This is a genomic window from Kitasatospora sp. NPDC059648 (genome assembly GCF_042734825.1).
In the GTDB taxonomy this organism is placed as follows: Bacteria; Actinomycetota; Actinomycetes; order Streptomycetales; family Streptomycetaceae; genus Kitasatospora.
The window spans coordinates 77,170-90,193 of sequence record NZ_JBHWDU010000016.1; the positions used below are offsets into that span (position 1 = coordinate 77,170).

At 72.9% G+C, this 13,024-nt stretch carries 15 protein-coding genes; 9 read left to right on the forward strand and 6 right to left on the reverse strand.

From position 1 onward, the window contains the following. Window positions 1-232 precede the first annotated feature (232 nt). Together ACFV1W_RS12990 and ACFV1W_RS12995 are read left to right on the forward strand one after the other, a co-directional pair. Complete coding sequence (locus tag ACFV1W_RS12990) at window positions 233-1,669, forward strand: RDD family protein (RefSeq protein ID WP_380415822.1); 1,437 nt, start codon at window positions 233-235, stop codon at window positions 1,667-1,669. Window positions 1,670-1,754: 85 nt separating this feature from the next. Continuing rightward, window positions 1,755-2,501 carry an RDD family protein gene (locus tag ACFV1W_RS12995; RefSeq protein ID WP_380415824.1) on the forward strand — a complete coding sequence of 249 codons (747 nt, stop codon included), beginning with the start codon at window positions 1,755-1,757 and terminating at the stop codon, window positions 2,499-2,501. Between the two features lie 34 nt (window positions 2,502-2,535). Here ACFV1W_RS12995 and ACFV1W_RS13000 read toward each other — a convergent pair whose 3' ends face one another. After that, complete coding sequence (locus tag ACFV1W_RS13000; RefSeq protein ID WP_380415826.1) at window positions 2,536-2,784, reverse strand: hypothetical protein; 249 nt, start codon at window positions 2,782-2,784, stop codon at window positions 2,536-2,538. A gap of 202 nt (window positions 2,785-2,986) precedes the next feature. Here ACFV1W_RS13000 and ACFV1W_RS13005 point away from each other — a divergent pair, with 202 nt between their 5' ends. The 4 genes from ACFV1W_RS13005 to mycP all read left to right on the forward strand — a co-directional run bounded on the left by ACFV1W_RS13005 (window position 2,987) and on the right by mycP (window position 6,994). Further along, window positions 2,987-3,685, forward strand: a complete 699-nt coding sequence (locus tag ACFV1W_RS13005) for an endonuclease V (protein ID WP_380415828.1) — start codon at window positions 2,987-2,989, stop codon at window positions 3,683-3,685. Window positions 3,686-3,779: 94 nt separating this feature from the next. Beyond that, window positions 3,780-4,220 (forward strand): hypothetical protein, encoded by a 441-nt coding sequence (locus ACFV1W_RS13010; protein ID WP_380415829.1) that lies wholly within the window; start codon window positions 3,780-3,782, stop codon window positions 4,218-4,220. Window positions 4,221-4,248: 28 nt separating this feature from the next. Further along, entirely contained in the window at window positions 4,249-5,643 is a 1,395-nt protein-coding gene (locus ACFV1W_RS13015; RefSeq protein ID WP_380415831.1) for a hypothetical protein, read from the forward strand. Between the two features lie 76 nt (window positions 5,644-5,719). Continuing rightward, window positions 5,720-6,994, forward strand: coding sequence for a type VII secretion-associated serine protease mycosin (gene mycP, locus ACFV1W_RS13020; RefSeq protein ID WP_380415907.1), 1,275 nt, complete (start codon window positions 5,720-5,722; stop codon window positions 6,992-6,994). On the opposite strand, the gene ACFV1W_RS13025 is transcribed toward mycP, so the two are convergent. Next, window positions 6,988-7,551 carry a GNAT family N-acetyltransferase gene (locus ACFV1W_RS13025; protein WP_380415832.1) on the reverse strand — a complete coding sequence of 188 codons (564 nt, stop codon included), beginning with the start codon at window positions 7,549-7,551 and terminating at the stop codon, window positions 6,988-6,990. The genes mycP and ACFV1W_RS13025 overlap by 7 nt on opposite strands. A gap of 40 nt (window positions 7,552-7,591) precedes the next feature. Continuing rightward, window positions 7,592-8,257 (reverse strand): NAD(P)-dependent oxidoreductase, encoded by a 666-nt coding sequence (locus ACFV1W_RS13030; protein ID WP_380415834.1) that lies wholly within the window; start codon window positions 8,255-8,257, stop codon window positions 7,592-7,594. Window positions 8,258-8,412: 155 nt separating this feature from the next. Here ACFV1W_RS13030 and ACFV1W_RS13035 point away from each other — a divergent pair, with 155 nt between their 5' ends. After that, window positions 8,413-8,796, forward strand: coding sequence for a winged helix-turn-helix transcriptional regulator (locus ACFV1W_RS13035; protein WP_380415836.1), 384 nt, complete (start codon window positions 8,413-8,415; stop codon window positions 8,794-8,796). A 134-nt stretch (window positions 8,797-8,930) separates the two neighbouring features. Further along, window positions 8,931-9,497 (forward strand): DinB family protein, encoded by a 567-nt coding sequence (locus ACFV1W_RS13040; protein WP_380415838.1) that lies wholly within the window; start codon window positions 8,931-8,933, stop codon window positions 9,495-9,497. A 78-nt stretch (window positions 9,498-9,575) separates the two neighbouring features. Here ACFV1W_RS13040 and ACFV1W_RS13045 read toward each other — a convergent pair whose 3' ends face one another. Both ACFV1W_RS13045 and ACFV1W_RS13050 read right to left on the reverse strand, forming a co-directional pair. Beyond that, window positions 9,576-10,016, reverse strand: coding sequence for a hypothetical protein (locus ACFV1W_RS13045; RefSeq protein ID WP_380415840.1), 441 nt, complete (start codon window positions 10,014-10,016; stop codon window positions 9,576-9,578). Between the two features lie 468 nt (window positions 10,017-10,484). After that, entirely contained in the window at window positions 10,485-11,123 is a 639-nt protein-coding gene (locus tag ACFV1W_RS13050) for a hypothetical protein (RefSeq protein WP_380415841.1), read from the reverse strand. A 256-nt stretch (window positions 11,124-11,379) separates the two neighbouring features. Between ACFV1W_RS13050 and ACFV1W_RS13055 the strand changes: the two genes are divergently transcribed. Next, window positions 11,380-12,384, forward strand: coding sequence for a hypothetical protein (locus tag ACFV1W_RS13055; protein ID WP_380415843.1), 1,005 nt, complete (start codon window positions 11,380-11,382; stop codon window positions 12,382-12,384). Between the two features lie 24 nt (window positions 12,385-12,408). Here the strand turns inward: ACFV1W_RS13055 and ACFV1W_RS13060 are convergent, their stop codons facing one another. Further along, complete coding sequence (locus ACFV1W_RS13060) at window positions 12,409-13,002, reverse strand: isochorismatase family protein (protein ID WP_380415844.1); 594 nt, start codon at window positions 13,000-13,002, stop codon at window positions 12,409-12,411. Window positions 13,003-13,024 lie beyond the last annotated feature (22 nt).

The following is a 13,024-nucleotide window of genomic DNA, read 5'->3' on the forward strand; positions in this document are numbered from 1 at the left end:
CGACTGTCCGCCTCAGGCGGTGCCCCCACGTGCGCCGGGCTCCCCGGGGCGAGGGCGGGCGCGCAGCCCGTTCGACCCGTTCGCACCCCGTCGTACCGCACCCGTTTCCGGCATCCGTTTTCCGCATCCTTTCCTCCACCCGTTTCCTCCACCCGTTCGGACCCGTTTCGACCTGCTGAGGACCGGCCGCCCCCGCCGTCCCTCGTCAGGACCTGACAGGAGAGAAGACCCCATGACGGACCGCCCCTTCGCCGCCGACGGCGACCCGGCCGTCGCACCCGGGCCCGGCTACTACCCCGACCCGTCCATCCCCGGCTTCGTCCGGTACTGGGGCGGCTCGGCCTGGGTGCCGGGCACCACCCGGCCCGCGCCCGCCGAGGGCGAGGTGCTGGCGCCGCCCCGGTACGCCGCCCGGCGGCCCGCCCCCGACGTCGCGGCGGCGCGGGCGGTGCCGCCTCCGGTGGTGCCGGTGCCGGTGTCGGGTCCGGCGCCCGTGCGCGAGCCGGTGTCCGTTCACGAGCCGCTGCCGGCGTCGGCGCAGGTGGCGGCGCCGCCCGAGTGTTCGGACCTGCCCGTGGTGCTGTCCGCGCCTTCGCGTGCGCCGTCGCCGTCCCGTGACGTCCCGGGCTCCGGCGACACCGGCCCGGTGTACCTCGACCAGACCACGGGCGGGGCGTCCTTCGTGGTCGGGCCGCGGGTCGCCGAGGTGATCGGGGGGCCGGTGTTCCGCACCGTCGAAACCTCGGCGGAGGAGGCCGCCGGGGTGCCCGGGGCCTCCGGATGGCAGGCGGATCCACGGGCCCAGCGGGGGCTGATGGAGACGGCAGGGGCCCCTCAATGGGTGTCCTGGGGGGTGCTTCCGGGGGCGCCCGAGGAAGAGGAGGGGCGCGCGGAGGCGGAGCGTGCTGCTGTTGCGGTGGAGGTCGCCGCGGCCGTCGCGCCCGCCGCGACGGTGGCGGTCCGCGAGGTGTCGGCGCCCGTCGACGCCGTCGTGGCGATGCCGGTGGTCGAGGTGGCGGCCGAGCCCGAGGATCCGCCCGTCCCGGTCCGCGCGGAGGAGGCCCCTCCGGTCGAGGCTCCCGCGCCGGTGGCCGGGGCCGCCGCTGCTCACGTCGCCCCGCTGCCCGTGGTGCGGCCGGCCCGGAAAGCCGCCGTCCGCGGTCGGTCGGCGGGCTCGGTGCCCGCCGGGCTGGGTCGGCGGCTGGCGGCCCGGGCGGTGGACACCGCGGTGCTGCTGGTGGTCGCCGTCGCGGCCGGGATCCCGCTCGGCGGCTCGGTCGCCGACCACCTCCAGCAGAAGCTCGACCAGGCCAGGATGGCCAGCTCCCTCGCCCGCCGCCAGGTCCAGGTCTGGCTGGTGGACGACGTGGTGCTGGGCAAGCTCGCCGCCCTGCTCGGCATCCTGGTGTTCGTCAGCCTGGTCTACGAGGTGCTGCCGGTCGCCCGCACCGGCCAGACCTTCGGCAAGCGACTGGCCCGGATCCGGGTGGTCGACGCTGCCGCCCCCGGCGGCCGGACCCGGCTGAGCCTCGGCCGCTCGCTGCTGCGGTGGATCGTCCGGCAGCTCGGCGTGGTGCTGCTGCTCGGCCTGGTCTGGCCGCTGCTCGACCGTCCGGCGCGGCGCGGCTGGCAGGACCGTGCGGCCCGGACCCGGGTGGTCCGCGGCTGAGCGGGCTGTGCCCGGGACGGGCGGCGGATGGCAAAACGGGCAAAATGTTCCGAGCCTTGAGAATGTGTGATGTTCTACTCGGGGGATGAGCACCCACGACCCCTCAGGCCCCCAGCCGGAGGGGGGCGGTCAGCCCTCCTTCGACAAGCAGCCCCCCGCCCCGGGCGGCGGCACGCCGGAAGGCGAACCGCCGCGCCCCACCCCCTCCGAGGAGCCCCACGGCAGCCCGACCGGTGCTCCGTCCGAGGGCCCCGGCGCCTACCGGGGCAGCTATGGCGGACCGACCCCCGGTCAGAGTCCCTACGGCCAGCCGCCCTACGGCGGACCCCCGTACGACCAGCCCCCGCCCGGCTACGGCACCGGCCCCAGCATGTACGGCGCCCCCGGCGGCGGCCCCGTCCCCGGCATGCCGCCGATCGGCACCTGGCCCAAGCGGATCCTCGCCCGCCTCATCGACTACGTCCTCGTGCAGGTCGTCGGCGTCATCGTCGTGGGCCCCTTCGTCGACCTCGGCACGCGCCAGGGCAGCACCGAAGCCTTCTGGCTCGGCTGCGTCATCTACCTCGTCTACGAGGCGCTGATGCTCAGCCGGGACGGCCAGACCCTGGGCAAGAAGGCGATGAAGATCCGCGTCGCCATGCTGGTCGACGGGAACGTGCCGCCCCCGGCCGCCGCCTGGACCCGGGCCGCCGTCTTCATCCTCCCGGCCGTGGTCTGCTGCGCCGCCCTGTGGTGGATCATCGACGGCCTGTTCGGCGTCTTCGACAAGCCCTACCGGCAGTGCATCCACGACAAGGCCGCGAAGACCGTGGTCGTGACCACCGAGGTCTGAGCGCGGCAGCGGGACGACGGCGCCCGGCGGCGGATCAGCGCTGCCGGGCGTACTCGTGCCCGGCCGCGGCAGGGGAGGCCCCGGAGCCGTCGGCGGCCGCGGCCGAGCGGTGCGGGACGGACCCCGGGAGCACCGTCACCACGGTGCCGAGCGCCAGCGCGAAGGCCACCAGCACCGCGACCTCCAGGGCGCCCACGGCGCCGGACACGGCCAGCAGGGCCACCGTGGTGGCGGCGACGGTGAACGATCCGAGGCAGAACCGGGCAGCGGACGGACGCGGCATGGCGGGGGCCCTTCGCACGTCGGAGGGAACGGGCGGGAATGGTGCCGGCTCCAGGAGGCCTACCCGGCAGGGGAGTTCGGCACGACCAGGCTAACCCGCGGGGTCAGGGGCACAGGGGGCGCACGGGCTCACCCCGGGGTCGTCCGCACCCCTCGGTACGGTGGAGCCCGACCGACACCACGCAGACCCGGGGGACCCGACCGTGCCCATCCCCGCCGACTGGCCCACCACCGAGGCCCGGGCGCTCGCCGAACAGGAACGGCTGCGGCCGCTCGTCCGGGCCGTCGACGACGGCGCCCCGGGCCGGCTGATCGCCGGAGTCGACGTCGCCTACGACGACGACCACGACCTCGTCGTCGCCGCGGCCGTCCTGCTCGACCGGGACACCCTGGACGTCGTCGAGGAGGCCACCGCCGTCGGCCGGATCGCCTTCCCGTACGTCCCCGGGCTGCTCGCCTTCCGCGAACTCCCCGCCGTCCTGGACGCGCTGGCCGCCCTCACCCGCACCCCCGACACCGTCGTCTGCGACGGCTACGGGCTCGCCCACCCGCGCCGCCTCGGCCTCGCCAGCCACCTGGGCGTCCTCACCGGACTGCGCACCCTCGGCGTCGCCAAGACCCCCTTCACCTTCGACCACCACGACCCGGGCCCGGACCGTGGGTCCTGGACCCCGCTCACCGACCCCGCCACCGGCGAGGAGGTCGGCCGCGCCGTCCGCACCCGGCCCGGCGTCAAACCCGTCTTCGTCTCCGTCGGCCACCGCATCGGCCTCGACACCGCCGTGCACACCACCCTCGAACTCGCCCGCCGCTACCGGCTGCCCGAGACCACCCGGCACGCCGACTCCCTCTGCCGCCGCGCCCTCACCGAGGCCCAGCGCGGCCGGACGCCCGCGAACTGACGGTGACCGGGCGGGATTCCGGCCCGGTGTGTTAGACATGAGACACCGGGGCCCGGCCCCGAACGCCAGGAACGGACGCACGGGGGGCGCCGCAATGGGAACAGGGACCGGCTCGACCGGCGGAGCCAACCAGGGCTACCGGGTCGAGATCGAGCAACTGCGCACCTTCGCCGGCCAAGTACGGCTGCTGCTCAAGGAATTCGAGAAGGACGCGGACGGAAACGCCACCCACGGGCGCAGCGGCATCGGCAAGAACGCCTTCGGCACCTTCGCCGAGGCCACCGAGATCCACAGCCGCTACAGCACCATGCGGGACGCGCTGCGGGACGTGCTCAACCAGCTCCAGGGCGCCATCAACGACGCCCAGCGCAACGCCGAGCTGACCGCGACCAACTACGAGGAACACGACCAGCACGTGGCCACCAAGCTCAAGCTCGCCGACGACGGTTGGTCCGTGGCCCAGCCGTCGGCTGCCAGCGAGGCCGCGTACGAGGCGAACCAGGTCCCGTCCCAGCGCGGCAACGCCACCATCTGACCCGCCACCCGACCGGAGGTGAACCCCCGTGGTCTACACCGACTTCACCAAGTACAGCCATGCCGATCTCCGCAAGATGGCCCAGGCCCTCGACCCCGGCGCGGTGATGGCCGCCGGCGACCCCTGGCGCAAGGCGGCGAGCACCCTCAAGGAGATCCGCAAGACCCTTACCAAGGTCAGCACCGAGGCGGCCACCAGCTGGGAGGGGACGACCAGCGACTCCTTCCATACCTCGATGCTCACCCTCGCTGCCAACATCAACGAGGCCGCTGCCTACGCCAACGACGCGGCCAACACCCTCCACAACATGTCCGAGGCGATGGCCACGGCCAAGCGCGACATGCCCGAGGAACCCGGCAACTGGGACAAGTTCAAGGACACCGTCAGCGACGTCTTCAGTACCGAGGACGACCACATCCAGATCACCGACCGGAAGAAGGCGGAAGCGGCCGCCGTCATGCAGACCCTCGCGATGCACTACCGCATCGCGACGCCAGCTCTGAAGGCTCCGCCGCTGCCGGACTCCAAGTCCCGAGTGAGGGTTGACGAGCCCGATCCGGGGGTGCAGAACGATCCAAGTGGAGCGGCTGCGATGGCTATGGCGGTCGTCTCGGGGACTTCCTTCCGATCCGGGGGATCGTCGGAGCGGTCGGCGGCCGCCACGTCGCCTCGACGGTCCAAGTCTGTCGCGTCGCCTGTGGTGTCCAACTCGTCGGCACGGAGCGCGGCTGCCCCCACCGAGGCTGGGATCAAGGGAGGCGCGGCCCAGGTGCCCGCAAAGACGTCGACCACGACGAGCCGCTCCGATGCAGGCATCTCAGGTACCCCGGTGTCGCGTCCCAACGGAAGCGTGCCGAGTCCCGCTACTACCGGAACCCAGACGTCCGGCCTTAACGCGACGTCGCCTGCGGGGCCCACGAGCGGGCCTCTCGCCAGTGGCGGTGGGCAGACGACCGCCGGTCCTACGGGGCCGACCGTGCAGGGTGCCCCGGTCGGTCCGGGTTTCGGTCAGAGCAAGCCCGGGTTCGGGGGCAAGGAGTTCACCGGTAATACGACGCCGGTGGAGGGTGCGGGGCCACGTGGAGGCCGCGCCGTCAGCGCTGGCGGCGGTAGTGGGATCCCTCCGGTTGGTGGGTCTATGGCCCGGCCTGGTGGAGCTTTTCGTGAGGTGACACCGCCCGGGGCCGGAGCGCGTGGGAAGCAGGCGTTTACGGAAGGCGGATCCGGGTTGGGGGCCCGGAATCGAGTGGGCGTTGAGCCTGCGGCCCGTAGTGCGGGCGCCGTCTCTCCCGGTATCCCGATGAGCGAAGCGCAGCGCCGCAAGAAGGACCGCGAGAAGGGCGGGACGCGGCCGGACTATCTCGTCGAGGACGAGGAGACCTGGGCGTCGGACAAACCGACCAATCCGAACGTGGTGGAATGAGGCCGGTCCGCAAACGGACGGGTGATCTGATCGCATCCCGCAGGTCGGTGATCTGCGGGATGCCTCGTTGAGTGGGGTGACCGAATTGGCGAGCCGCTGGGTGGCGCGCGGTGGAGCGGCTTTCGCCGCAGCGGCTCTTATGGCGGGCGTCGCGGTGCCGCCCGCATCTGCTGATCAGATCAGGGACCAGCAGTGGGCTTTGAGGACCTTCGAGGCTGAGGCGAAGATCTGGCCCATGAGTCAGGGCGACGGAGCGGTCGTTGCAGTGATCGACACCGGGGTAAACCAAGATCACCAAGATCTGGTCGGCCAGGTCCTTCCCGGGACGGATTTCTCCGGCGGGAACACGGACGGCCGTGTCGACGGCGACGGTCACGGCACGGGAATGGCCAGCCTGATCGCCGGGCACGGGCATGGCACACAGGCCGGAATCATGGGGCTGGCCCCGAAGGCGAAGATCTTGCCGGTGAAGGTGCGGACGGACGGCGATGGCCCCAGCGCCCGGCCGAAGCCCGACTCTCAACAGCATGATCTGGCGGATGCGATCCGCTTCGCAGCAGACCATGGTGCGGGCGTCATCAATATCTCCCTCGCGGGTGATTCGCGCTTCAACTCGAATCTGCGGAAAGCCGTCAGTTACGCAGTGTCGAAGGATGTCGTGCTGGTCTCCGGCACGGGCAACACTGGGGCGGACAAGGATGTCGAATACCCGGCCGCCTTCCCGGGGGTGGTGGCGGTAGGAGCGGTTGACTCCAACGGGGCTGTGTGGGAGAAGTCCACGTCTGGTCCCGAAACAACCCTTGTCGCGCCTGGTGTGGGGATCTACCGAGCTACGGCGAAGTCCTCGACAAGCTACGACCGCGTGAGCGGCACCTCTGACGCCACCGCGTACGTCTCGGCCACTGCCGCACTGATTCGGTCCAAATACCCGAACCTGTCCGCCGGTCAGGTCATCAATCGGATGATCAAGTCGGCCACCCCTCCTGCCAACGGGACAGTGGTGCCGAACAATCACTACGGCTATGGGACCGTCTCACCCGCGAAGGCGTTGGATCCGAACCCCGCCGTGGACAACGGGCCGAAGGACAACCCGCTGGTGAAACGGCCCGAGTCCAAGGGCACACCGCCCAGCGATGACGACGACACGACTGACCAGCCCTCCGTGGCCCCCGAAGCCGCCTCCGGCGGCAGCGGCAGCGGCGGCACCGGCCTGGTGATCGCCGCCGTGGCCGCCGGTGCCGTGGTGGTCGGCGCATCCGCGGCTGCCGTGGTGATGGCGCGCCGCCGTAAGCGGGCCGCTGCCGTGCCGCCGTACCCGCCGCAGCCGCCCTACGGGGGGCCCGGTCAGTGAGTGCTGAGCCAGTCGTCCCGTAGGGCGGCCATGTGGAGGACGTCCCAGTAGCGGTCGTCCCAGTGGTGGGCCTGGCGGGCGCGGCCTTCGAGGACGAACCCGGCCTTGGTGTAGGCGCGGGCGGCGCGTGCGTTGTACTCGAAGACTTCGAGGTGGACGCGGTGGAGGCCGACGGTCGCGAAGGCGTGGCGGAGGACCAGCAGGGTGGTTTCGGTGCCGATGCCGCGGCCGGTGCTGTCGGGGGTGAGGGCGATCCGGAAGCTCGCGGAGCCGTTGTCCGGGTCGACGTCGGTGAGGGCGGTGTCGCCGAGGAAGCGGCCGCTGGTCGGGTCCTCGACGGCGAGGTCGAGGCGGTCGGGCTGGTCGCGGCGGGTGGCGCACCACTGGGCGATGCGGTCGCGGGTGAAGGCGGTGCGGGTGCCGGTGAGGCGGTTGGTCTCCCGGTCGGTGCAGAGCTCCCACATGGGGTCGGTGTGCCGGGCGTCCAGGGGGACGAGGCGGACGGTGGGGCCGTGCAGGGTGGGCTTCACCGCGAGGGCTGCGAGGTCCGTGGCCATGGTGCCCAGGATGCCCGCCGGGGCCGGTTCGTGCAGGGATTTATTCGGCGACGGCGATCTGCTCCCGGTGGTGGATCGGGGTGGTGAGTTCGTCGACGAGGGCGACGGCGAGGTCGGCCTGGGCGATCCGGGGGCCGAGGACGTGGGGGCCGCCGACCCGGTAGCGGCCGGTGCCGGGAGCGGTGCGGTCGAGGTCCATGGGCGGGGTGACAACGACCCAGTCGAGGGTGGCGGGGGAGTCGTGGAGCAGGTCGAGGGCGGCCGAGTGGCCGAGCGAGAAGGTGCGGTAGGCCTCGGGGAACGCGGGGTCGTCGTGGACGGCGACGCCGGGGGCGGTCTGCAGGGTGGTGGCGACGCCGACGCTCAGCAGGCGGGGGACGCCGGCCCGGCCGAGGCCGCTGATGAGTGCCGTGGTGGCGGCGCGGTAGAACTCGGCGGAGGGGGTGTCAGGGGTGTAGACGGAGGCGAGGGCGGCGGGGTGCCCGGGGGCGGTGGCAGCGACGGCGGCGGGGTCGGTGACGTCGCAACGCACCAGGGTGACGCCGTCGGCGCCGAGGTCGGCGTGGAGTTCGGGGTCGCGGACGGCCGCGGTGACGGTGAAGCCGCGTCGGCGGGCCTCGGCGACGACGGCGCGGCCGACCTGTCCGCCCGCGCCGTAGACGATGACGTCCGCGCGGTGCTGCTGCCGGGGCGTGGTGCCGGTCATGGGGGTCTCCAGGGTGTCGGTGGCGGGCGCGCCGCCCGCCGTCGCCGTGACGGTAGACCGGGGGGTGCCGGTTACTTCAACGGAACCGGACCGAGCGGAACCGGATCGAGCGGAACCGGCTTCAGCGGGTCCGCTCGCCCGGGTACGGTCGGGGGATGACGCACACCGGACCGGCGCCGCTGCCGGCGGACTTCTTCCCGGCCGACTGCCCGGTGCAGTCCGTGCCGGTGCTGGGCAGTCGCAAGTGGGCCTGGCGGATCATCCGTTGTCTGGAGGGCGGTCCGCGCCGGTTCTCCGAGTTGCGGGTGCCGTTGGCGGGCATCACGGCGAAGGTGCTGGCGGAGTCGCTGCGTTCGATGGAGCAGGACGGCGCGGTGGTGCGCACGGAGTACGCCGAGAACCCGCCGCGGGTGGAGTACGCGCTGACGCCGCTGGGCCGGACGCTGCTCGGGCCGATGGACGCGATGTGCGACTGGAGCCGCGAGAACCTGGGGAGCCTGCTGGCGGCCCGGCTGGAGTACGAGCGCGCTGAGCGCTGAGCGCCGAGCATCGAGCACCGAGCGATCCGGCAGTCGGCCGACCGGTCCGGCCGGAGCACCGCTGGCAGCATTTCGGCGGTCGCTGGCATTCCTGCCGCTGGTGGGCGGGGTCGCGGGGCGGCGATGCTGGGCCCATGAGCACTTCTGAGAACCACGCGAGCCCCATCGACGCGATCGTCCCGGACACCAAGGACTGGACCTGGGTGCTGGAACGTTCCTGCCCCGACTGCGGGTTGGACACCCCGGCGGTGGCCGTCACGGACGTCGCCGGGATGCTCCGGGACAACGCGCGGAGCTGGCTGGCGGTGCTGGCGGGCGACGAGGACGGGCTGCGCCGGCGGCCGAGCCCGGAGATCTGGTCGGACCTGGAGTACGCCTGCCACGTCCGGGACGTCTTCCGGCTGTTCCTGGTCCGGCTGAACCTGATGCTCGACCAGGACGGCCCGCTGTTCCCGAACTGGGACCAGGACGAGACGGCGGCCGCCGAACGCTACTGGGAGCAGCTGCCGCAGGTGGTGGCAGGGGAGCTGGCGGAGGCCGGGGAGGCGCTGGCGGCGGCGTTCGAGGCGGTGTCGGGCGAGCAGTGGCGGCGGACCGGGAACCGCGGTGACGGGGCGCGGTTCACGGTCGAGTCCTTCGCCCGCTACCTGATCCACGACCCGGTGCACCACCTGTTCGACGTGACGGGCGAGCGGGTCTGACGCGGCCGGAGCGACCGGGGTGGCCGGAGCGGCCGGGGTGACAGGAGTGGCCGGGGCGACCGGGGCGACCGGGGCAGGTCACCAGCCGGAGGCCTCGTGCAGCATGGTGCGCCGGAGCCGCCCGGCGACGCTGGCGGTGTCGGTGCCGATGACGTCGGCGATCTCGGGGGCGGCGAGGCCGACGACGTAGTGCAGGATCGCGAGGTCGTCGTCGGCGGGGTGGCGGTCCGGGGCGGCGGTCTCCTGCCGGGTGTGTTCGGCGACGGTGCCGCGCAGGATCTGCCAGGCGAGCGCGGTCGGGTTGTGACTGGTGAGCAACTCACGCCACTGTACGGCGATTTCGGCGAACGCCTGCTGGACGGCGGTGGCCGCCGCGGCGTGCTCGGTCAGCCACACCCGGGCGTAGCTGAGGTACCGGGGGCGGTGGAGTTCGCAGAAGGCCGCGAACTCCAAGGGGATGTCCTCCGGTTCGCCGGGCCCCGGGGGAGGCTCGGCGGCGCTCGTGTGACGGTTGGTCATCTCGTCTTCTCGGGCGGGGAGATGGACTTCTGACGGTCGATCATCTGTGCTCACTCTACGGTAGGCCCTCAGTGCGCTGGGTGACCAATCCGATGGAATGCCCGGAACCCGCCGACGCTCGGCCGGTTCCGTCGGCGATCGGTGCGGTGCGGCGGCGGTACTGCCGGTCGGGGGCTGGTCGGGGGCCGGTCGGCGAGTGCCGCGCAGAGGTGCGGGGGCGTGGGCGCGAGCGTGTAGCGGCTGGTCAGAGGGTGTAGGACGGCAGTGGTCGCACGGCAGTTGAGGGCCACCGTAGGGCCTGTCGGACCGGGCGTCCACGCCCAGGGCGCGAAGTCGCGTGCGCACAACCGCCTGCGCAACCACACTCACTGCGGGGGTTGCACCGCGGCGGGGGTGGTGAGTGCGTCGAGCGCGCCCCGGCGGCTCGTGGCGACCGGGGCGCGGGTCGGGCGGCGCGGTGCCGCCCGGTCAGGAGTTCGGGAGGGCCTCCGTGGGGGAGAGCAGGTCGTCGGCGGCGTGGCCGCGTTCGACCTGGGCGGGGAAGGACTCGACGGTCCGGCACCGGGCCAACTGGGCCGCCGACACTGCCGCTGCCGCTGTCGCGGCGACCACCGCGGCAGCGGCACCCGTGGCGGCCTCCTCGCGCTCGCACCGGTGGGTACCGGGCGCCCCGGCGGTGTGCCCACCCACTGCATGGGCCCCGGGTGCGTGCCCGACGCCCGGGTGCGCCCCTCCGGCGTGCATCGCGCCCGGGTGCGCCCCCGTCGCGCGCCGTCGGCGGCCGAGCGCGACCCGCTCGGCGTGTTCCTCGGCCGCCTGTCTAGCTGCCAGGTAGGCCTGCACGGCGGCCATGCCGTAGACCGGCTGGATGAGCTGCTGTCCCTTGAAGAAGGGTCTGGCCGGGGCGAACCCGGCGGCGACCACCAGGTCGCGGATCTCTGCTATCTCGGCCTCGCTCCGGGCGGTGAAGCGGACCTCCCAGCCCTTCTTGTACGTATGGCCCTTCTCGCCGCTACGGCGCGCCGGGTCCGGGCGGCGGACGTATCCGGGCAGACGGCCGAGGCGGAGCTGGGCCGCGCGGAGGCCGGCGGTCTCGTCACGTGACATGACGTAAGCCTAGGCAATCCCGGAGGTGCGGTTGACGCCCGGAGGGTCCCTCGCCGTATGCCCTTGATCACTCTGGGTCAGGCGACCAGGTCGGCGATCATTTTCGATCAAATCGGATAGCCATATGAACGTCATTTACTCCAAATGAGTGAGGGTATGGGGACTTTAGTGCAGACTGATCCCGGTTTCGCGACGGTTGGGTAACAGTGCGTCAGGCTGTGTCACGCGGGTCCCGGTGGTTGGGGATGGTGTCGGCATGAGCTACCGGATCCCCACGCCGCCGCCTTCCCTGGAGGAGCTGGCGAAGCGTCAGCAGAACGTCGTCACCGCGAGCCAGCTGCGCGCCCGGGGCGTGCCGGCCCGGGTCGTCACCGAGCACTGCCGCCGGGGCGGTCCCTGGCAGCGGTTGCTGCCGAGGGTCTACCTGCTCCAGTCCGGCGAGCCCACCCCGGAGCAGCGGATGTGGGCGGCGCTGCTGTACGCGGCGCAGAACGGCCGGGAGGAGGGCCGTCGCGAGGGTGCGGTGATCACCGGTGCGGCCGCGCTGGCACTGTACGGCTTCGCCTCCGTGCCCCGGCTGCCCGCGGTGACCGGGGTGGACGTCCTGGTGCCCCGTCAGCGCCGGCTCAAGGACGCGGGTGACGTGCGGATCCTGCGCACGGAGCGGGAGTTGGTGGCGCGCTCGGTGCACGGCCTGGCCTGCGCGCCGGTCGCCCGGGCGGTCGCGGACGCGCTGTGCGAGTGGACGGCGGAGGGGGACGCGGCGGTGCCGGTGCGCGAGGTGCTGCGCGAGGCCGTCGCTCGCCCGGAGAACCGTTGCGCGGTCCGGGAGTTGGCCGCCGAACTGGTCGAGTCGGGGCTGACCGGGGAGCCCCGGGTGCGCGCGGCGTTGGACGAACTCCTCGCCGCCGAAAGGGACTTCGTCCTGGAGCAGGTGGACCGGCTGGTGGACGAGTGGCTGCTGCCGGCCCCGCTGGCCGCTCCGGAGCTGCGGATGCGCGGCGGCACGTACATCGGCATCCCGGACCTCTACTGGCCGGAGCGCGGCGTCGCGGTGGAGGTGGACTCGGACCTGCGCTGCGTCAGCGAGGGCGAGGCCGCCTGGGTGCGCGGCGGCCAGCACCGGATGGAGTACCTCGGCATCCGCGTGGTGTACGTCTCCGGCGCCCGGCTGGCCGCCGACCCGGAGGCGGTCGGCGGTGAGCTGCGCGAGGCCTACCGGGCCGGCGGGACGGACGTGGTGGAGCTGCTGGTGGTCTGATCGCAGCCCGTCCCCGTGGACGGCTCAGGACGGGCGGACCACCGGCTCACCGACCAGCTCGACCCCGGCCGCCCGCAGTTCCTCCAGCGCGGCGGCGGTGGTCTCCCGCGACACCCCGGCGGTGAGGTCGAGTAGCACCCGGGTGGTGAAGCCGGCCCGCACGGCGTCCAGAGCGGTGGCCCGGACGCAGTGGTCGGTGGCGATGCCGACCACGTCGATCTCGTCGACCTGCCGCTCGCGCAGCCACTCCACCGGGCCGCGGCGGTTCTCGTCCAGCCCCTCGAAGCCGCTGTAGGCCGCCGAGTAGGCGCCCTTGTCGAAGACCGCCTCGACCGCACCGGAGATCACCGCGGGCGCGAAGTTGGGGTGGAAGCCCACGCCCTCGGTGCCGGCCACGCAGTGCACCGGCCAGCTGGAGACGTAGTCCGGCTCGGCGGAGAAGTGCTCGCCCGGGTCGATGTGGTGGTCGCGGGTGGCGAGGATGTGCTGGTAGCCGGGGGAGGACTCGGCGATCAGGTCGGTGATGGCGGCGGCCACCTCGGCGCCGCCGGCGACGGCCAGGCTGCCGCCCTCGCAGAAGTCGTTCTGCACGTCGACGACGATCAGTGCCCGGTGCATGGCTCGCATCCTCGGATGTGGG